Genomic DNA, 19,786 nt, shown 5'->3' with positions numbered 1-19,786 from the left:
CATGACCACCCCTGTTGTCTCCATCGCCTACCACTCCGGCTACGGCCACACCGCCGTTCTCGCCGAGGCCGTCCGTGCCGGTGCCGTCGAGGCCGGCGCCGAGGTCCACCTGATCAAGGTCGACGAGATCACCGACGAGCAGTGGGCGGTGCTGGACGGCTCGGACGCCATCGTCTTCGGCTCACCGACCTACATGGGTACCGCGTCCGGCGCCTTCCACGTCTTCGCCGAGGCGTCCTCGAAGCGCTGGTTCGGTCAGGACTGGAAGGACAAGCTGGCCGCGGGTTTCACCAACTCGGGTTCCAAGAGCGGCGACAAGCTGCACACCCTGCAGTTCTTCCAGATCCTCGCAGGTCAGCACGGCATGCACTGGGTCAACCTCGGCCTGCACCCCGGCTGGAACAACAGCGAGGGCTCGGAGCACGACCTCAACCGCCTCGGTGTCTTCGCCGGCGCCGCGGCCTCGACCAACGTCGACGAGGGCCCGGACGCCGTCCACAAGGCGGACATCAAGACCGCCGAACACCTGGGCCGCAGGGTCACGGAGACGGCGAAGGTGTTCGGAGCGGGACGCGCCCAGGTCGGCTAGTAGCCGAAGTCCTGCGTCCACCAGGGGCCACCCGACCCGAAGTGCACGCCGACCCCCAGGGTCTTGAAGTCGCAGTTCAGTATGTTGGCCTTGTGCCCGGGGCTGCTCATCCAGGCATCCATCACCGCGGCCGCGTCGGCCTGCCCCCGGGCTATGTTCTCGCCCCCGAGGTTGGTTATGCCGAGCTTCGCCGCCCGGTCCCACGGGGTCGCCCCACTCGGGTCGGTGTGGTCGAAGAAGTCCTGCGCGGCCATGGCGTCGCTGAAGTTCTCCGCCAGCTCCGACAGCGAGCTGTTCGCGGCGACGGGGCTGCAGCCGACCTTGGCCCGCTCGTCGTTCACCAGCTTCAGCACCTCGGCCTCGGCGGCGGCCTGCGCGGTCACCGCCACCGCGGAGGTCTGCGGAGCCGAGGTCTCCTTCTTCGAGGGCGTCGTCTTCGGCTTCTTGCTGGGCGTCGTCTTCGGCTTCTTCGTCGGCGCCTCGCTCGGCGCGGCCGTGGAGGCGGACACGCTCGGCGAAGGTGAGGGAGAGGACGCGCGGTCGGAGTCACGGCTCGTCGAGGAGCCGTCGTCCCGGCCCTGGACGCTGCCCGCGGTGCCGCCCTGCTCGCTCGCCGAGTTGGTCGGCGAGCTCGCGGCCTGCACCTTGTCGCCGCCGTCACCGCCACCGAGCTTGTAGTTCTGCAGCCCCGGTACCGCGCCGGTGGCCACCGCCACCGTGCCGATCGCGACGGCCGCCGAGACCCCGAGCAGCCCGGTCTTCACCGGCGTGGCGACCCTCTTCTTGCGCCGGCGGGAACCACCGCCCCGCCCGTCCCTGCCGCGGGCGAGCCCGTGCTCGGGGAAGACCGTGGTGTAGTCCTCCTCCGTGGCGAACAGGTACGCGGCGCTGCGCGCGGAGGCCTCGGTGTACCCGTCGGGGTTCGGAGGGGGGTTCAGATACGGGGCGCTGCCCGTCCCGGACCGGTTGACGCCGCCGAACGCCTGCGGCGGGTCGTAGCTGTAGTCATAGGTGTGCGAGTTCTGCTGGGGGATGTAGCTGCCCGTGTACGAGCCGTCCGTACCTGTGACCCCCGTGGCGCGGCCCGTGGCGGCGCGGCCGGCGGCGGAGCGTCGGTGGCGTCCCATGTGTCCTGGCCTTCCTCGTCATGGCGGTCGACACGTCCCCCCGGGTCAACCATGATCACGAAACCCACACCTTCGAGTGAGTTTCGTATGAGATTCATTGGCAGGGGACGGTACCGCATGGCGCCAGAGGGGGAAGTGCCCAGAGAGACATTGGCCGGTTAGGTTGCCCCCATGAGCGAGGATGTGCGACTGGTCGCCTGGGTGCGTGGACGCGTGCAAGGTGTGGGTTTCCGCTGGTTCACGCGGGCCAAGGCCCTGGAGCTCGGCTCCCTGAGTGGTTTTGCTCTCAATTTGGGGGACGGACGGGTCCAGGTGGTCGCGGAGGGTCCACGGGAGCGCTGTGAGGGACTTTTGGACTGGCTCCAGGGTGACGACACGCCCGGACGTGTGGAGGGTGTCACCGAGATCTGGGACACACCCCGGGGGGGTTACGACGGCTTCGCCATCCGCTGAGGTCTTTCTGTAAAACGACCCCGGCGGAAGCGGAGGGACATGCCACTGGCAGGTGCCCCGAGCAGAAATGTGCTGGTGGTTGCCAAGAACCGCTTGTTCTGGCAGGCTCCGCACGCAAGGATGATCGTGACGCCCTGAGGGGCCCGCAGGAGTCGCAGCACCGCCGGTTTCAGGCCGTCTGCCCCCGGGTTGCCCGCCAATGCGGGGCGTGATCGTGTTGACCGTCAAACTTTTTGGTGAGACGCTGAATGCACCCCGCGCACCTTAGCTGTTTGGCATGGATGAACGGCAGCACAAACTCAACAGTGCCAAGCATCGCGGGTGCGAATCCCTCACGACCCACACCGCTTCGGTCGGTCACTCAGTGTGGAGGACCATCCATCATGGCAAAGGCGCTTCTCGGTTACGTCGGCGGCTCCGACCCGCGACTCATTGCCGAGATGCGACGGCTCCAGCAGCGCGTACAGGACCTCGAATCCGAGCTCGTACGGATCCAGGCCGAGAACGACGCGCTCGCGGCTGCCGCTTCTCACGACTCGCTTCTGGAGAGCATCGACGCACACCAGGCGGAGCCTGCGCTCACCTGATCACTGCTCGAACAACGACAGCAGTGGTTGGGCTGCCCGTGTCAACCGCTTAAGTTGTCAGAGTTTGCAAGGGACGCTTCGGCGTCCCTTCTTTCTTGCCCCCGCGCACCCTTTCACTCTCTTAACGTTTGGTGTGCCCTGCACGTTCAAGGGTGAAACCGCGGGTTCATGGAGTGAGATACCGGCGGAAGGTAGAGTCCAGCGGCGTGCACCTCAAGGCCCTGACCCTCCGTGGGTTCAAGTCGTTCGCCTCGGCGACCACGCTCCGGTTCGAGCCGGGCATCACGTGTGTCGTGGGACCGAACGGCTCGGGCAAGTCCAATGTCGTGGACGCCCTGAGCTGGGTCATGGGCGAGCAGGGTGCCAAGTCGCTGCGCGGCGGCAAGATGGAGGACGTCATCTTCGCCGGTACCACGGGGCGTCCCCCGCTGGGCCGCGCCGAGGTGTCCCTGACCATCGACAACTCCGACGGCGCGCTGCCCATCGAGTACGCCGAGGTCACCATCACGCGGATCATGTTCCGCAACGGCGGCAGCGAGTACCAGATCAACGGCGACACCTGCCGCCTCCTGGACATCCAGGAACTCCTCTCCGACTCCGGCATCGGCCGCGAGATGCACGTCATCGTCGGCCAGGGCCAGCTCGACTCCGTCCTGCACGCCGACCCGATGGGCCGCAGAGCCTTCATCGAAGAGGCCGCAGGCGTCCTCAAACACCGCAAGCGCAAGGAGAAGGCCCTCCGCAAGCTCGACGCGATGCAGGCCAACCTCGCGCGCGTGCAGGACCTGACCGACGAACTCCGTCGCCAGCTCAAGCCCTTGGGCCGCCAGGCGGCGGTAGCCCGACGGGCCGCCGTCATCCAGGCAGACCTCCGGGACGCCCGCCTCCGACTCCTCGCCGACGATCTCGTACGACTGCGCCAGGCGCTGCGGACCGAGATCGCCGACGAGGCCGCGCTCAAGGAACGCAAGGAAGCCGCCGAGCAGGAGCTGAAGAAGGCCCTGCAGCGCGAGGCCCTCCTGGAGGACGAGGTCCGCCGCCTCACCCCGCGCCTCCAGCGGGCCCAGCAGACCTGGTACGAGCTCTCCCAGCTCGCCGAGCGCGTCCGAGGCACCATTTCGCTGGCCGACGCGCGCGTGAAGAGCGCGACCTCAGTACCGCCCGAGGAGCGGCGCGGACGCGACCCCGAGGACATGGAGCGCGAGGCCCACCGCATCCGCGAGCAGGAGGCCGAGCTCGAAGCGGCCCTCGAAGCGGCCGAGCACGCCCTGGAGGACACGGTCGCCCACCGCGCCGAGCTGGAGCGCGAGCTCACCCAGGAGGAACGCCGCCTCAAGGACGTGGCCCGCGCCATCGCCGACCGCCGAGAGGGCCTGGCCCGCCTGGGCGGCCAGGTCAACGCGGCCCGCTCCCGCGCATCCTCCGCCCAGGCCGAGATCGACCGTCTGGCCGCGACGAGGGACGAGGCCCAGGAACGCGCCGTGGCCGCCCAGGCGGAGTACGAGGCCCTGCAGGCCGAGGTCGACGGACTCGACGCCGGCGACGCCGCACTCGCCGAACAACACGACGCGGCCAAGCAGCAGCTGGCCGAGGCGGAAGCAGCCCTGTCCGCGGCGCGAGAGTCGGCCACGGCAGCGGAGCGCAAGCGCGCGGCGACCCAGGCCCGGCACGAGGCACTGGCACTGGGCCTGCGCCGCAAGGACGGTACGGGCGCGCTGCTCGCGGCGAAGGATCGTCTCAGCGGGCTTCTGGGCCCGGCGGCGGAACTCCTGACGGTGACACCGGGCCACGAGGCGGCCCTGGCGGCGGCTTTCGGCGCGGCGGCGGACGCGATCGCGGTGACGTCCCCGTCCGCGGCGGCGGACGCGATCCGCCTGCTCCGTAAGCAGGATGGAGGCCGAGCGTCTCTGTTGCTGGCGGGAGAAGGTAACTGCGCGACCAGCCACGATGGACCAGCAGACGTCCAACGACCTTATGCGGCTGATCTCGTCCGCGCCCCCTCCGACCTCACACCCGCCATCCGCCGTCTCCTCCACGGCATCGTCGTGGTCGGCACCCTCGAAGACGCCGAAGACCTCGTCTACTCCCACCCCGACCTCACCGCCGTCACCGCAGAAGGCGACCTCCTCGGCGCCCACTTCGCCCACGGCGGCTCCGCCGGCGCCCCCAGCCTCCTCGAAGTACAGGCCTCCGTGGACGAGGCCGCAGCCGAACTCGAGGAGCTGGCAGTCCGCTGTGAGGAACTCACCGAGGCCCAGCACGCGGCCACCGACCGCCGCAAGGAATGTGCCGTACTCGTAGAGGAGTTGGGGGAGCGCCGCAGGGCCGCCGACCGTGAGAAGTCCGCCGTGGCCCAGCAGCTCGGCCGCCTCGCGGGACAGGCCAGGGGCGCGGCAGGAGAGGCCGAGCGCTCGGTCGCAGCCGCCGCCCGCGCGCAGGAAGCCCTCGACAAGGCCCTCCAGGACGTCGAGGAACTCGCCGAGCGCCTGGCCGTCGCCGAGGAGATGCCGGTCGAGGAGGAGCCCGACACCTCCGTACGGGACCGTCTCGCCGCCGACGGCGCCAACGCCCGCCAGACCGAGATGGAGGCCCGCCTCCAGGTCCGTACGCACGAGGAACGCGTCAAGGGCCTGGCCGGCCGCGCCGACTCGCTCGACCGCGCCGCCCGCGCGGAACGCGAGGCACGCGCACGTGCCGAGCAGCGGCGGGCGCGGCTGCGCCATGAGGCGGCCGTGGCCGAGGCCGTCGCCTCCGGCGCACGCCAGCTGCTCGCGCACGTCGAGGTGTCGCTCTTCCGCGCGGAGGAGGAACGTGCCGCCGCCGAGGCCGCCAAGGCACGCCGGGAGCAGGACCTCACCGCCGCCCGCGGCACCGGCCGCGACCTCAAGTCCGAACTCGACAAGCTCACCGACTCCGTCCACCGCGGCGAGGTCCTCGGCGCCGAGAAGCGGATGCGGATCGAGCAGCTGGAGACCAAGGCGCTGGAGGAGCTGGGCGTCGAGCCGGCCGGCCTGGTCGACGAGTACGGCCCGCACCAGCTCGTACCGCCCTCCCTGCCGGCCGAGGGCGAGGAGCTGCCCGAGGACCCCGAGCACCCGCGCAACCAGCCCAAGCCCTTCCACCGGGCCGAGCAGGAGAAGCGCCTCAAGGCCGCCGAGCGTGCCTACCAGCAGCTCGGCAAGGTCAATCCGCTCGCCCTGGAGGAGTTCGCCGCCCTGGAGGAACGCCACAAGTTCCTCAGCGAACAGCTGGAAGACCTGAGGAAGACCCGCGCCGACCTGCTCCAGGTCGTCAAGGAGGTCGACGAGCGCGTCGAGCAGGTCTTCACCGAGGCCTACCGGGACACGGCCCGGGAGTTCGAGGGCGTCTTCAGCCGACTGTTCCCGGGCGGTGAGGGGCGGCTCATCCTGACCGACCCCGACAACATGCTCACCACCGGCGTGGACGTCGAGGCGCGTCCGCCGGGCAAGAAGGTCAAGCGGCTGAGCCTGCTCTCCGGCGGCGAGCGGTCACTCACCGCGGTGGCGTTGCTGGTGTCGATCTTCAAGGCTCGGCCGAGCCCCTTCTACGTCATGGACGAAGTCGAGGCTGCCCTCGACGACACCAACCTCCAGCGGCTCATCCGGATCATGCAGGAGCTGCAGGAGGCCTCACAGCTCATCGTGATCACGCACCAGAAGCGGACCATGGAAGTCGCCGACGCGCTGTACGGGGTCTCCATGCAGGGCGACGGCGTGTCGAAGGTCATCAGTCAGCGGCTCCGCTGACCTCCCCTCTTCAAGAGTCACCCCCATTGTCTTCAAAACTTGAACGCATTCCCGTTACCCCTGTGCTGAAAACTCACACCCGGGCCCCCTTGACTTCGAAACTTGAAGGCATAGTCTCGGCGATGTCGTTTTTACCTTCAGGTACCACCTATCTGGAAGGGTCCCCCACCCGGCAGCGTTGCCGGTGGCCCGAGGAGTTGAACGTGACCAGCACAGCGCAGGCACAGAAGTCAGGAGCCGGAGCGGCTCATCCCGATCATCTCGGGCACGTCATCTTCATCGCGGCGGCGGCCGCGATGGGCGGTTTCCTCTTCGGCTACGACAGCTCCGTGATCAACGGCGCCGTCGAGGCCATCCGGGGCCGCTACGACATCGGCTCCGCGGCCCTGGCCCAGGTCATCGCCATCGCCCTGATCGGCTGTGCCATCGGCGCCGCCTACGCCGGACGGATAGCCGACCGCATCGGCCGCATCCGGGTCATGCAGATCGCCGCCGTCCTCTTCACGGTCAGTGCCGTCGGATCGGCGCTGCCCTTCGCGCTGTGGGACTTCGCCCTCTGGCGGGTCATCGGCGGTTTCGCCATCGGCATGGCCTCCGTCATCGGCCCCGCCTACATCGCCGAGGTCGCCCCGCCGGCGTACCGCGGCCGTCTCGGGTCCTTCCAGCAGGCCGCGATCGTCATCGGCATCGCCATCTCGCAGCTGGTCAACTGGGGCCTGCTGAACGCGGCGGGCGGCGACCAGCGCGGCAAGCTGATGGGTCTCGAGGCCTGGCAGGTCATGCTCGGTGTCATGGTGGTCCCGGCCATCCTCTACGGCCTGCTCTCCTTCGCCATCCCCGAGTCGCCCCGCTTCCTGATCTCCGTCGGCAGGCGTGAGCGCGCCCGCGAGATCCTGGCCGAGGTCGAGGGCGAGCACAACGACCTGGACGCCCGGGTCGCCGAGATCGAGCACGCCATGAAGAGCGAGCACAAGTCCACCTTCGGGGACCTGCTCGGCGGCGGCTTCTTCTTCAAGCCGATCGTCTGGATCGGTATCGGCCTCTCGGTCTTCCAGCAGTTCGTCGGCATCAACGTCGCGTTCTACTACTCCTCGACGCTGTGGCAGTCGGTGGGCGTCGACCCGACGGACTCGTTCTTCTACTCCTTCACGACGTCGATCATCAACATCGTCGGCACCGTGATCGCGATGATCTTCGTGGACCGCATCGGCCGTAAGCCGCTGGCCCTGATCGGCTCGGTCGGCATGGTGATCGGTCTCGCGCTCGAAGCCTGGGCCTTCTCGTACGACCTGGTGGACGGCAAGCTGCCGGCCGCGCAGGGCTGGACCGCGCTGATCGCCGCGCACATCTTCGTCCTCTTCTTCGCCCTGTCCTGGGGTGTGGTCGTCTGGGTCATGCTCGGCGAGATGTTCCCCAACAAGATCCGCGCCGCCGCCCTCGGTGTGGCCGCCTCCGCGCAGTGGATCGCCAACTGGGCCATCACCGCGAGCTTCCCGTCCCTGTCCGACTGGAACCTCTCCGCGACCTATGTGATCTACACGGTCTTCGCCGCGCTCTCCATCCCGTTCGTCCTCAAGTTCGTCAAGGAGACGAAGGGCAAGGCGCTGGAGGAGATGGGCTGAGCCCGGTAAACCCCCGAACGTCCTCGTGAGGTCTCGTGGAAGAGGCCCCTCGGACTCGAGGAGACGGGCCAAGTCCCCGCTGCCCCTCTCCTCGACACCCTCCGCCGCCCCGACGTGGTCACCGACCGCGTCGGGGCGGCGGTGCGTCCGGCGTGTGTCCGGTGTCCGGCACCCGCTTCCCGTACCGGGCCAAGCCGAGGCCGGGCTGGAACGGCATCGTCGACTGCGTCGCACGGGAGGCGGACGCGTCCCACCTGCTGCGCTACTCCTGGACCGGCGGGGACGGGGGAGGGAGCACCACGGAGGTCGTCCACCGCATGGAGCCCCATGCCGGCGGCACCCGCTGCACGCTCGCCGACGGGGTGCCGGCCGTTCTCGACAGCCTCCCCGACGCGCGCCGAGCCTCACTCCCCGAGCCGCGGCAGCACCCGCTCCGCGAACAGCCGAAGACTCCGCCACCCCTCCTCCACCGGCATCCCACCGGCCAGCGGATGCAGTACGAGGTTGTCGAGCCCCTGATCCACGCACTGGTCCGGCGTCAGAATCCGGTAGACGCCCTCGGCGCGCAGTTCGTCCACGGTCGTCGCCGCCGACTTCACCGCCGACCGGATGTCGCCGGACTGCCAGGAGGCGTAGGTCCGTGCCTCGTGCAGGAAGTGCTCCCCGTGCTCGGCCCACACCCGGTCCGGTTCCTCGGCGAGGTGCAGCAACGGCGTCTCCGCGGTGGGCATCATGGTCCACCCCTCCGTCCCGTACTCGACGAGCCGCTCCTTGTAGTACGCCTCCAGCTCCGGCAGATGCGCGCTGGGGAAGAACGGCAGGCCGAGGCGGGCGGCCCGGCGGGCGGCGGCCTTGGAGGAGCCGCCGACCAGGAGCAGGGGGTGCGGGTCGGTGAAGGGGCGCGGGGTGACCCGTACCGTACGGCCCCGGTACTCGAACTCCTCGCCGGTCCAGGCTTTGAGCACGGTCTCCAGCAGCTCGTCCTGCAGCCGGCCCCGCCGCTTCCAGTCCACCCCGAACTGGGCGTACTCGTCGGGCCGGTACCCGATCCCGGCGACCGTCACCAGCCGCCCTCCGCTGAGCAGGTCGAGCACCGCGATGTCCTCGGCCAGGCGGAGGGGGTCGTGCAGCGGGCCGATGACCGCGGACACGGTCACCGCGATCCGGCGGGTCGCCCCGAACACCGCGCCCGCGAAGGCGAACGGTGACGGCAGCCAGTTGTTGTCGACGCCGTGGTGCTCCTCGGTCTGGATGGTGGTGACGCCGTGCTCGTCGGCGTAGGCGGCCATTTCCAGGGCGGCCTGGTAGCGGTCGCCGAGCGAGGCGGGGGTGGCGCCGGGTTCGACGAGGTTGAAACGTACGACCGTGACGGGCATGGGGCCCCCTTCACCGGGCGGGTGTGGAGGGGGACGTTAGCTGACGGTGTGTCAGACATCCAGAGGGGTGTCGCGGGACTCCATGACTGATACTGGACCCGTTATGGAAACCGTCATCCTTGCTGTAGTCATCGCCGTGGTCGTGCTCGGTGCGCTCGGCGGGCTCGTCGTCGGCAGTCGGCGCAAGAAGTCGCTGCCCCCGCCTCCCCCCACCGCGCCCGACATCACCGCCCCTCCGGCCGAGCCGCACGTCGGCGACGAGGCCGAGACGCCGCGCGACGAACCGCGCCGGACCATAGAGGAGGTGGATCTTCCGGACGGCTCGGCGCCGGTCGCCGTCGAGGAGCCACCCCTCGAAGTCCCCGAGATCGAGGTCCCCGAGCCGACCGCCGGCCGGCTCGTGCGCCTCCGTGCCCGTCTCTCCCGTTCCCAGAACGCCCTCGGCAAGGGGCTGCTCACGCTGCTGTCGCGCGAGCACCTCGACGAGGACACCTGGGAGGAGATCGAGGACATCCTGCTCACCGCCGACGTCGGTGTGGCCCCCACCCAGGAGCTGGTCGACGGCCTGCGCGAGCGCGTGAAGGTGCTCGGTACGCGGACCCCCGAGGAGCTGCGCGGCCTCCTGCGGGAGGAGCTGCTCAAGCTGCTCGGCACCGACTTCGACCGCACCGTGAAGACCGAGCCCGAGACCAGCAAGCCGGGCATCGTGATGGTCGTCGGCGTCAACGGCACCGGCAAGACCACCACCACCGGCAAGCTCGCCCGTGTCCTGGTGGCCGACGGCCGCTCGGTCGTCCTGGGCGCCGCCGACACCTTCCGTGCCGCCGCCGCCGACCAGCTGCAGACCTGGGGTGAGCGGGTCGGCGCCTACACCGTGCGCGGCCCCGAGGGCGGCGACCCCGCCTCCGTCGCCTTCGACGCGGTGAAGGAGGGCAAGGAGATGGGGTCCGACGTGGTGCTCATCGACACCGCCGGGCGGCTGCACACCAAGACCGGGCTCATGGACGAGCTCGGCAAGGTGAAGCGGGTCGTGGAGAAGCAGGCCCCGCTGGACGAGATCCTGCTCGTCCTCGACGCGACCACCGGGCAGAACGGTCTCGTCCAGGCCCGTGTGTTCGCCGAGGTCGTCGACATCACCGGCATCGTCCTCACCAAGCTGGACGGTACGGCGAAGGGCGGCATCGTGATCGCGGTCCAGCGCGAACTGGGCGTGCCGGTCAAGCTGGTCGGCCTGGGTGAAGGCGCCGACGACCTCGCGCCGTTCGAGCCGGAGGCGTTCGTTGACGCCCTTATCGGAGAGTGACCCCACCTACCAAAATTGGTATGTGGTCCATGTGGTCCATGTGGTCAAAGAAGCGCCCGTTCTCCCAAGGTGCAGTTGGGAGACGGGCGCTTCTTTGTGTACGGCTACGGGTCTATGCGCGTGACCTGTGCGCCACGTAGGCCAAGGTCCCCAGCAGCAGCCTCGCCGCCGGCGGCTTCGTCGCCGTGTCCAGGGACGGCGGGCGCAGCCATCGCGCCGGCCCCAGTCCGCCCCGGTCGGACGGCGGAGCCGTGATGTGCGCGCCGGGGCCGAGGCCGCGCAGGTCGAGGGCGCTCGGGTCGTCCCAGCCCATGCGGTAGAGGAGGTCGGGGAGCTCGGCGGCGGCGTCGGGGGCGACGAAGAACTGGGCGCGGCCGTCGGGGGTGGCGGTGACCGGGCCGAGGGGGAGGCCCATGCGCTCCAGGCGGGCCAGCGCGTTGCGGCCGGCCGGTTCGGCCACCTCGATGACGTCGAACGCGCGGCCGACCGTGAGCATGACCGATGCGCCGGGGTACTCGCCCCAGGTCTTGGTCACTTCGTCGAGGGTGGCGCCGGCCTTGACCTGGGGCGCGAAGTCCAGCGGATGCGCGCCCGGCGCGGGGCACTTCCTGTCACCGCAGGAACACGCGCCCCCGGCGGCCCGTGCGCCCGCCACGACGTCCCAGCCCCACAGGCCGGTGAACTCGGCGACGGCGGTGCACTCCGAGGAGCGGCCGCGCCTGCGCGTGCCGGAGCGGATCTCCCGGATGCCGCCGATCGTGAAGCCCATGCCCCCTCCAACGTGTCCGACGCGTCGGTGGTTACGACACGAATGCGGAACGTGACCCTGTGTGTTCCGGGCTCACCGGCTCCGCTCGGCCCAGGCGGCGCTCCGAAGTGCCCCGGGTGGTGAACTCGGCGGCGCGCGCCCCTGAGTGCATCGCTCCGCCTACTCCCGGCCGTCCTATGTCAAGTGAATCGCGTGGAGGCCACCGTGAGTTCATTCGAAGGGGTGGCGAATGGTGGCGTTTCCGGGATCGCCATGGCCGGACCCGTGATCGTAGGATTACTTTGAGTGCACGAGTCCTGGGGGCACATGCACTCGTGAGTATGCCGGAGGCAACTCGGCTTTCCGTTCGAAGGGTGAGAACTACCGGACGGGCGGACCTATTTACCGGCATTCTGATAGGGCTTGGCGCACTCAGCGACAAGTGGTCTCAGGGATGGGGGCGTTCCAGTGAGCGGCAACGGCGGAAGCGGGGCGACCGCGACCAGCACGGAGAAGCGCCCGAACGAGCTGCTCGCTTCGTGGTTCGTGCGCAGCGGCTGGTCGAAGGGCGAACTCGCCCGTCAAGTCAACCGCAGGGCACGCCAGTTGGGTGCCAACCACATCTCCACGGACACCTCCCGGGTGCGCCGCTGGCTGGACGGCGAGAACCCCCGCGAGCCCATCCCCAGGATCCTGTCCGAGCTGTTCTCCGAGCGCTTCGGCCTCGTGGTCTCCGTCGAGGACCTCGGCCTGCGCGCGGCACGCCAGTCACCCTCCGCGACCGGCGTCGACCTGCCCTGGACGGGCCCGCAGACAGTGGCGCTGCTCAGCGAGTTCTCGCGCAGCGACCTGATGCTGGCGCGGCGCGGCTTCCTCGGGACCTCGCTGGTCCTGTCGGCGGGCCCGTCCCTCATCGAGCCGATGCAGCGCTGGCTGGTGCCCGGCCCCGGGGCCCCGCAGCCGGAGCCCGAGTCGGCCGCCGCGAGCCGCCGCGGCGGGCGTCTGTCCAGGCCGGAGCTGGACCTCCTGGAGTCCACCACGGTGATGTTCCGCCAGTGGGACGCCCAGTGCGGCGGCGGCCTGCGCCGCAAGGCGGTCGTCGGCCAGCTGCACGAGGTGACCGACCTCCTCCAGGAATCCCAGCCCGAGACCACCACCCGCAAGCTGTTCAAGGTCGCCGCCGAGCTGGCCGAACTCGCGGGCTGGATGTCGTACGACGTGGGGCTGCAGCCCACCGCCCAGAAGTACTTCGTCCTCGCGCTGCACGCCGCCAAGGAGGCCGGCGACCGGCCGCTCGGCTCGTACGTCCTCTCCAGCATGAGCCGCCAGATGATCCACCTCGGCCGGCCCGACGACGCCCTGGAACTGATCCACCTCGCGCAGTACGGCAGCCGGGACTGCGCGAGCCCGCGCACCCAGTCGATGCTGTATGCGATGGAGGCCCGCGCCTACGCCAACATGGGGCAGCCCGGCAAGTGCAAGCGGGCCGTGCGGATGGCCGAGGACACCTACGCCGACATCGACGAGTGGGACGACCCGGAGCCCGACTGGATCCGCTTCTTCTCCGAGGCCGAGCTGCACGGCGAGAACAGCCATTCCTTCCGCGACCTCGCTTATGTCGCGGGCCGCAGCCCGGCGTACGCCTCCCTGGCCGAGCCCGTGATGCAGCAGGCCGTCGACCTGTTCGCCAAGGACTCCGAGCACCAGCGGTCGTACGCACTCAACCTGATCGGCATGGCCACCGTTCACCTGCTGCGGCGCGAGCCCGAGCGGAGCGCGGTGCTGGCGGAGCAGGCCATGCGTGTCGCCAAGAAGGTCCGCTCCGAGCGGGTGAACACTCGTATTCGAAAGACCGTCGACACGGCTGTACGCGACTTCGGGGATCTCGCCGCGGTCGTGGACCTCACCGAGAAGCTCGCGATCGAGCTCCCGGAGACCGCCGAGGCGGTCTGAATCCCTTGAGCCCCGGCCGCGGCCGGCCCTCCCGAACTGCCCGACTCGGCTCCCCCGTGCCAGGTCATCGGAAGGCCGCCCGTGGCCGGTTTCGGCCTCCCGGGAAGGTTGCGCCACGATAACGATCGCGCAGCCGGACATCTCGCAGTTCATCGACCCGTAACACGCAGAGCGCCTTCGTCACGCCGGTGAAACAACCAGGGGCTTCCATCGAAACCGCGCTGCGCCAATCTCATGGCGCATAACCGGCCCACCCCTCAAGACCGGACCGCTCACACGCTCCGACCCGCACGGGGCCGTACAACCGACGAGGAGACGCCGATGGCATCAGCCGCCATCACGCTTGCGGCGGAGGCACCCAAACTGTCCTCCGCAAACACAGGGTTCATGCTTATCGCATCCGCCTTGGTGCTGATCATGACGCCGGGCCTGGCCTTCTTCTACGGAGGCATGGTTCGGGTCAAGAGCACCCTGAACATGCTGATGATGAGCTTCATCAGCATCGGGATCGTCACCATCCTGTGGGTGCTCTACGGCTTCTCGCTTGCCTTTGGCACGCACAACGGCCTCATCGGCTGGGACTCCGACTGGTTCGGCCTCAGCAAGGTCGGTCTGACGGATCTCTGGCCGGGCTACACCATCCCGATCTTCGTCTTCATGGTCTTCCAGATGATGTTCGCGGTCATCACGCCGGCACTGATAAGCGGTGCCCTCGCCGACCGCGTCAAGTTCTCGGCCTGGTCGCTCTTCGTCGCCCTGTGGCTCACGCTCGTCTACGTCCCGGTCGCCCACTGGGTGTGGGGTGCCGACGGCTGGGCCTACAAGCTCGGTGTGATCGACTTCGCCGGTGGTACGGCGGTTCACATCAACGCCGGTGCCGGCGCCCTCGGTGTCATCCTGGTCATCGGCAAGCGCGTCGGCTTCAAGAAGGACCCGATGCGTCCGCACAGCCTCCCGCTGGTGATGCTCGGCGCCGGTCTGCTGTGGTTCGGCTGGTTCGGCTTCAACGCCGGTTCGTGGCTCGGTAACGACGACGGCGTCGGCGCGCTGATGTTCGTCAACACCCAGGTCGCCACCGCCGCCGCCATGCTGGCCTGGCTCGCCTACGAGAAGATCCGCCACGGCGCGTTCACCACGCTGGGCGCCGCCTCCGGTGCCGTCGCCGGTCTGGTCGCCATCACCCCGTCCGGTGGTGCGGTCTCCCCGATGGGCGCGATCGCGGTCGGCGTCATCGCCGGTGTCGCCTGTGCCGCGGCCGTCGGCCTGAAGTACAAGTTCGGCTTCGACGACTCCCTCGACGTCGTCGGCGTCCACATGGTCGGCGGTATCGCCGGCTCCCTGCTGATCGGCCTCTTCGCCAGCGGCAAGGGCCAGTCCGCAGTGAAGGGCCTCTTCTACGGCGGCGGCATGCACCAGTTCTGGATCCAGTGCGCCGGTGTCTTCGCGGTCCTGTTCTACTCCCTCATCGTCTCCGCGATCCTCGCCTTCCTCCTCGACAAGACCATCGGTATGCGGGTCACCGAGGACGAAGAGATCTCCGGCATCGACCAGGCCGAGCACGCCGAGACCGCATACGACTTCAGCGGAGCCGGAGGCGGCCTCGGCAGCTCCCCGTCCGTCGCCGCGACGGAGACGAAGAAGGTGGACGCATGAAGCTCATCACCGCCGTCGTGAAGCCCCACCGGCTCGACGAGATCAAGGAGGCCCTCCAGGCCTTCGGGGTCCACGGCCTGACGGTCACCGAGGCGAGCGGCTACGGTCGTCAGCGGGGCCACACCGAGGTCTACCGCGGTGCCGAGTACACCGTCGACCTGGTCCCCAAGATCCGCATCGAGGTCCTGGCCGAGGACGACGACGCCGACCAGCTGATCGACGTCATCGTCAAGGCCGCCCGCACCGGCAAGATCGGTGACGGCAAGGTCTGGTCCCTCCCGGTCGAGACGGCCGTCCGGGTCCGGACCGGCGAGCGCGGCCCGGACGCGCTCTAAACAGAAGAAGGACAGGAGTCGCTGGGTGTCGAGTACGGACGTGCGTGACGAAGCTGAAGACTCGGGACCCAGCGGCTATGCGGCGGCCCGGCTGCGTCTCCTCACCGAGGGGGCGCAGTCCGGGCCGCCGCGCCGTGCCGCCCTCTCCGAGCTGACGGACGACTGGCTGACCGGCCTGTTCGCCGCCGGCTCCGGGGGCCTGCGCGGCGCCTCCCTGGTCGCCGTCGGCGGCTACGGCCGCGGTGAGCTGTCCCCGCGCAGCGACCTGGACCTGCTCCTCCTCCACGACGGCAGCGACCCCAAGGCGGTCGCCGCCCTGGCCGACCGCATCTGGTACCCCGTCTGGGACCTGGGCCTCGCCCTCGACCACTCCGTGCGCACACCGGCGGAGGCCCGCAAGACGGCCGGAGAGGACCTGAAGGTCCAACTCGGCCTGCTCGACGCCCGCCACATCGCCGGCGACCTGGGGCTGACCGCCGGACTGCGGACGGCCGTCCTCGCCGACTGGCGCAACCAGGCGCCGAAACGTCTCCCCGAACTCCAGGAGCTGTGCGCCGAGCGAGCCGAACGCCAGGGCGAGCTCCAGTACCTCCTCGAACCCGACCTCAAGGAAGCGCGCGGCGGCCTCCGCGACGCCACCGCCCTGCGCGCCGTCGCCGCCTCCTGGCTGGCGGACGCCCCGCGCGAGGGCCTCGACGACGCCCGCCGCCGACTGCTCGACGTACGTGACGCGCTCCACCTCACCACAGGGCGCGCGACCGACCGGCTCGCGCTCCAGGAACAGGACCAGGTCGCCGCCGAGCTCGGACTGCTGGACGCCGACACGCTCCTGCGCCAGGTCTACGAGGCCGCGCGCGTCATCTCGTACGCCAGTGACGTCACCTGGCGCGAGGTGGGGCGCGTGCTGCGCTCGCGCGCCGTGCGGCCGCGCCTGCGCGCCATGCTGGGCGGCGGCAAGCCGGTCGTCGATCGGTCTCCGCTCGCCGAGGGCGTGGTGGAGCAGGACGGCGAGGTGGTGCTCGCCCGCGCCGCGCGCCCCGAGCGCGACCCGGTGCTGCCGTTGCGCGCCGCGGCCGCCGCCGCACAGGCCGGCCTCCCGCTCTCTCTGCACGCCGTACGGCGCATGGCGACCATCGCGCGCCCTCTGCCCACGCCCTGGCCCGCCGAGGCGCGCGAACAGCTGGTGACCCTGCTCGGCTCGGGCCACCCCACCATCGAGGTCTGGGAGGCCCTGGAGGCCGAGGGCCTGATCACGCGCCTGCTTCCCGACTGGGAGCGGGTCCGCTGCCGCCCGCAGCGCAACGCCGTGCACATCTGGACCGTCGACCGGCACCTCATCGAAACGGCCGTCCGCGCCTCGGAGTTCACCCGCCGCGTCCACCGCCCCGACCTGCTGCTCGTCGCCGCCCTGCTGCACGACATCGGCAAGGGCTGGCCCGGCGACCACTCGGTGGCCGGCGAGATCATCGCCAAGGACGTCGCCGCGCGCATCGGCTTCGACCGGGACGACGTCGCCGTACTCGCCACGCTGGTACGACACCATCTGCTGCTGATCGACACCGCCACCCGGCGTGACCTGGAGGACCCGGCCACCGTGCACGCGGTCGCCGAGGCGGTCGGCTCGCAGGGCACGCTGGAGCTGCTGCACGCCCTGACCGAGGCGGATGCCCTGGCCACCGGCCCGGCGGCCTGGTCGTCCTGGCGGGGCTCGCTCGTCGCCGACCTGGTCAAGCGGGTCGCTGCCGCCCTCGCCGGGGACGTCCTCGACGAACCCGAGCCCGCCGCGCCCACCGCCGAGCAGGAACGGCTCGCCATCGAGGCGGTCGCCACCGGCAGCCCGGTGCTCTCCCTGCGCGCCCAGACCGAGCCGCCGACGGAGGACCAGCCCTCCGGTGACCCGGAACCGCTCGGCGTGGAGCTCCTGATCGCCGTACCGGACCAGCCGGGCGTGCTGCCCGCGGTGGCCGGTGTGCTGGCGATGCACCGACTGACCGTACGGACTGCCGAGCTTCGGGCCCTGGACCTGCCGGACGGGGTCGACGGCTCCGTCCTGCTGCTGGACTGGCGGGTCGCGGCGGAGTACGGCTCCCTGCCGCAGGCCGCGCGTCTGCGCGCCGATCTCGTACGAGCCCTGGACGGCTCCCTGGACATCGCGGGGCGCCTGGCCGAGCGCGACGCCGCCTATCCGCGCCGTAGGGGTGTCGTGGCGCCGCCGCCCCGGGTGGCGGTCGCGTCGGCCGCGTCCCGGCACGCCACGGTCATCGAGGTGCGCGCCCAGGACGCGCCCGGCCTGCTGCACCGGATCGGACGGGCGCTGGACGACGCGAAGGTGCGGGTGCGCAGCATGCATGTGTCGACGCTGGGTGCCAACGCCGTGGACGCCTTCTATGTGACCGGCCCCGAGGGCGCGCCCCTGCCGGGCGAGGAGGCGGCCTCCGTGGCGCGGAAGCTGGAAGAGACGCTGCGCGGCTGACGCGGGACACGGTCCCCGCCCGCCGTACGCAGGGCGGGGACGATTGTCTTGCGCGGCCGGATACCCTGGAAGACGCTCACACTGCTCCCGACTCCGAGGACCGACGCCGCCGTGTTCGACACTCTCTCCGATCGCCTGTCAGCGACCTTCAAGAATCTGCGCGGCAAGGGGCGTCTGAGCGAGGCGGACATCGACGCCACCGCGCGCGAGATCCGCATCGCGCTCCTGGAGGCGGACGTCGCCCTGCCGGTCGTCCGTACGTTCATCAAGAACGTCAAGGACCGCGCCATGGGCGCCGAGGTCTCCAGGGCACTGAACCCCGCCCAGCAGGTCCTGAAGATCGTGAACGAGGAGCTCGTCACGATCCTCGGCGGCGAGACCCGCCGTCTGCGCTTCGCCAAGCAGCCGCCCACCGTGATCATGCTGGCGGGTCTGCAGGGTGCCGGTAAGACCACCCTCGCGGGCAAGCTCGGCCGCTGGCTGAAGGAGCAGGGCCACTCGCCGCTGCTCGTCGCCGCCGACCTCCAGCGCCCGAACGCCGTGAACCAGCTGAGCGTCGTCGCCGAGCGCGCCGGCGTCGCGGTCTACGCGCCCGAGCCGGGCAACGGCGTGGGCGACCCGGTCAAGGTCGCGAAGGACTCCATCGACTTCGCGAAGTCCAAGGTCCACGACATCGTGATCGTGGACACCGCCGGCCGCCTGGGCATCGACCAGGACATGATGCGGCAGGCCGCGGACATCAGGGACGCGGTCAGCCCGGACGAGATCCTCTTCGTCGTCGACGCGATGATCGGTCAGGACGCCGTCACCACGGCCGAGGCCTTCCGCGACGGCGTCGGCTTCGACGGCGTGGTGCTCTCCAAGCTCGACGGTGACGCCCGCGGTGGTGCCGCCCTGTCGATCCGCCAGGTCACCGGCAAGCCGATCATGTTCGCGTCGAACGGCGAGAAGCTCGAGGACTTCGACGCCTTCCACCCGGACCGGATGGCCTCCCGCATCCTCGACATGGGCGACCTGCTCACCCTGATCGAGCAGGCGGAGAAGACGTTCAGCCAGGAAGAGGCCCAGAAGATGGCCTCCAAGCTGGCGTCCAAGAAGGGCCAGGACTTCACCCTGGACGACTTCCTGGCCCAGATGGAGCAGGTCAGGAAGATGGGCAGCATCTCCAAGCTGCTCGGGATGCTGCCCGGCATGGGCCAGATCAAGGACCAGATCAACAACCTGGACGAGCGGGACGTCGACCGCACCGCCGCGATCATCAAGTCGATGACCCCGGGCGAGCGCCAGGACCCGAACATCATCAACGGCTCGCGCCGCGCCCGTATCGCCAAGGGTTCCGGCGTCGAGGTCAGCGCGGTCAAGAACCTGGTCGAGCGGTTCTTCGAGGCCCGCAAGATGATGTCCCGCATGGCCCAGGGCGGCGGCATGCCGGGGATGCCCGGGATGCCGGGCATGGGCGGCGGTCCCGGCCGTGCCAAGAAGCAGCCGAAGCAGGCCAAGGGCAAGCAGCGCTCCGGCAACCCGATGAAGCGCAAGCAGCAGGAGCAGGAGGAGGCCGCCCGCCGCGCCGCCGCCGCTCAGGGCGGCAACGCGTTCGGCGTGCCGGGCCAGCAGGCCCCGCAGGACTTCGAGCTGCCGGACGAGTTCAAGAAGTTCATGGGCTGACGGTTCATCGCATACGACGCCGGGGGCGCTCCCGATCGGGCACCACGGCCCGTACGCCCGACTGCCGCAGCGGGGCGAGGAGGAGTCCCTCGTCGTCCATGGGCACGGGCACCGTGGTGACGCCGGCCGAGGCGT

Annotated in this window: 14 protein-coding genes; 11 read left to right on the top strand and 3 right to left on the bottom strand. The window is 70.1% G+C overall.

Annotation, left to right across the window (positions count from 1 at the left end):
• Position 1: 1 nt before the first annotated feature.
• Entirely contained in the window at positions 2-589 is a 588-nt protein-coding gene (locus ACWC09_RS41070; protein ID WP_450856151.1) for a flavodoxin family protein, read from the top strand.
• On the opposite strand, the gene ACWC09_RS41065 is transcribed toward ACWC09_RS41070, so the two are convergent.
• On the bottom strand, positions 586-1,716 hold the full coding sequence (locus ACWC09_RS41065) for a CAP domain-containing protein (RefSeq protein ID WP_450856150.1): 1,131 nt from the start codon (positions 1,714-1,716) through the stop codon (positions 586-588). The two genes, ACWC09_RS41070 and ACWC09_RS41065, sit on opposite strands and share 4 nt — an antisense overlap.
• A 171-nt stretch (positions 1,717-1,887) precedes the next feature.
• Between ACWC09_RS41065 and ACWC09_RS41060 the strand changes: the two genes are divergently transcribed.
• The 4 genes from ACWC09_RS41060 (at position 1,888) to ACWC09_RS41045 (ending at position 8,145) form a co-directional block, all read left to right on the top strand.
• Positions 1,888-2,169 (top strand): acylphosphatase, encoded by a 282-nt coding sequence (locus tag ACWC09_RS41060; protein ID WP_360838033.1) that lies wholly within the window; start codon positions 1,888-1,890, stop codon positions 2,167-2,169.
• A gap of 383 nt (positions 2,170-2,552) precedes the next feature.
• Positions 2,553-2,756: a hypothetical protein gene (locus ACWC09_RS41055; RefSeq protein ID WP_037649730.1), complete on the top strand. Its 204-nt coding sequence runs from the start codon at positions 2,553-2,555 to the stop codon at positions 2,754-2,756.
• A gap of 206 nt (positions 2,757-2,962) precedes the next feature.
• Entirely contained in the window at positions 2,963-6,523 is a 3,561-nt protein-coding gene (gene smc / locus ACWC09_RS41050; protein WP_450856149.1) for a chromosome segregation protein SMC, read from the top strand.
• 203 nt (positions 6,524-6,726) lie between these two features.
• Positions 6,727-8,145 (top strand): sugar porter family MFS transporter, encoded by a 1,419-nt coding sequence (locus tag ACWC09_RS41045; protein WP_450856148.1) that lies wholly within the window; start codon positions 6,727-6,729, stop codon positions 8,143-8,145.
• Between the two features lie 404 nt (positions 8,146-8,549).
• Here the strand turns inward: ACWC09_RS41045 and ACWC09_RS41040 are convergent, their stop codons facing one another.
• Positions 8,550-9,521 (bottom strand): LLM class flavin-dependent oxidoreductase, encoded by a 972-nt coding sequence (locus ACWC09_RS41040; RefSeq protein WP_450856147.1) that lies wholly within the window; start codon positions 9,519-9,521, stop codon positions 8,550-8,552.
• Positions 9,522-9,624: 103 nt separating this feature from the next.
• On the opposite strand from ACWC09_RS41040, the gene ftsY reads away from it, so the two are divergent.
• Positions 9,625-10,824, top strand: coding sequence for a signal recognition particle-docking protein FtsY (gene ftsY / locus ACWC09_RS41035; protein ID WP_450856146.1), 1,200 nt, complete (start codon positions 9,625-9,627; stop codon positions 10,822-10,824).
• A 112-nt stretch (positions 10,825-10,936) separates the two neighbouring features.
• Here ftsY and ACWC09_RS41030 read toward each other — a convergent pair whose 3' ends face one another.
• On the bottom strand, positions 10,937-11,593 hold the full coding sequence (locus tag ACWC09_RS41030; RefSeq protein ID WP_450856145.1) for a bifunctional DNA primase/polymerase: 657 nt from the start codon (positions 11,591-11,593) through the stop codon (positions 10,937-10,939).
• Positions 11,594-12,040: 447 nt separating this feature from the next.
• On the opposite strand from ACWC09_RS41030, the gene nsdA reads away from it, so the two are divergent.
• The 5 genes from nsdA to ffh all read left to right on the top strand — a co-directional run bounded on the left by nsdA (position 12,041) and on the right by ffh (position 19,651).
• Positions 12,041-13,525, top strand: coding sequence for a transcriptional repressor NsdA (gene nsdA, locus ACWC09_RS41025; RefSeq protein WP_450856144.1), 1,485 nt, complete (start codon positions 12,041-12,043; stop codon positions 13,523-13,525).
• A gap of 321 nt (positions 13,526-13,846) precedes the next feature.
• A complete protein-coding gene (locus tag ACWC09_RS41020; protein ID WP_450856143.1) occupies positions 13,847-15,178 on the top strand; it encodes an ammonium transporter in 1,332 nt (443 codons plus the stop codon).
• On the top strand, positions 15,175-15,513 hold the full coding sequence (locus tag ACWC09_RS41015) for a P-II family nitrogen regulator (RefSeq protein ID WP_383551999.1): 339 nt from the start codon (positions 15,175-15,177) through the stop codon (positions 15,511-15,513). The genes ACWC09_RS41020 and ACWC09_RS41015 overlap by 4 nt, the downstream gene beginning before the upstream one ends.
• Before the next feature lie 25 nt (positions 15,514-15,538).
• Complete coding sequence (locus ACWC09_RS41010; RefSeq protein WP_450856142.1) at positions 15,539-17,986, top strand: [protein-PII] uridylyltransferase; 2,448 nt, start codon at positions 15,539-15,541, stop codon at positions 17,984-17,986.
• 111 nt (positions 17,987-18,097) lie between these two features.
• Complete coding sequence (gene ffh / locus ACWC09_RS41005) at positions 18,098-19,651, top strand: signal recognition particle protein (protein ID WP_450856141.1); 1,554 nt, start codon at positions 18,098-18,100, stop codon at positions 19,649-19,651.
• The last annotated feature ends 135 nt before the right edge of the window (positions 19,652-19,786 follow it).

It is taken from the genome of Streptomyces sp. NPDC001617 (assembly GCF_053596855.1).
The sequence above is the reverse complement of the archived record's forward strand: the minus strand, read 5'-3'. Positions and strand labels throughout refer to the sequence as shown.

What these genes read in the sequence shown, in the direction of transcription:
- ACWC09_RS41055 (WP_037649730.1), top strand. Translation starts at nt 2,553, where the DNA reads ATGGCAAAGGCGCTTCTCGGTTACGTCGGCGGCTCCGACCCGCGACTC.
- ACWC09_RS41060 (WP_360838033.1), top strand. Translation starts at nt 1,888, where the DNA reads ATGAGCGAGGATGTGCGACTGGTCGCCTGGGTGCGTGGACGCGTGCAA.
- ACWC09_RS41070 (WP_450856151.1), top strand. Translation starts at nt 2, where the DNA reads ATGACCACCCCTGTTGTCTCCATCGCCTACCACTCCGGCTACGGCCAC.
- ACWC09_RS41030 (WP_450856145.1), bottom strand. Translation starts at nt 11,593, where the DNA reads ATGGGCTTCACGATCGGCGGCATCCGGGAGATCCGCTCCGGCACGCGC.
- ACWC09_RS41015 (WP_383551999.1), top strand. Translation starts at nt 15,175, where the DNA reads ATGAAGCTCATCACCGCCGTCGTGAAGCCCCACCGGCTCGACGAGATC.
- ftsY (WP_450856146.1), top strand. Translation starts at nt 9,625, where the DNA reads ATGGAAACCGTCATCCTTGCTGTAGTCATCGCCGTGGTCGTGCTCGGT.
- ACWC09_RS41065 (WP_450856150.1), bottom strand. Translation starts at nt 1,716, where the DNA reads ATGGGACGCCACCGACGCTCCGCCGCCGGCCGCGCCGCCACGGGCCGC.
- ACWC09_RS41040 (WP_450856147.1), bottom strand. Translation starts at nt 9,521, where the DNA reads ATGCCCGTCACGGTCGTACGTTTCAACCTCGTCGAACCCGGCGCCACC.
- ACWC09_RS41020 (WP_450856143.1), top strand. Translation starts at nt 13,847, where the DNA reads ATGGCATCAGCCGCCATCACGCTTGCGGCGGAGGCACCCAAACTGTCC.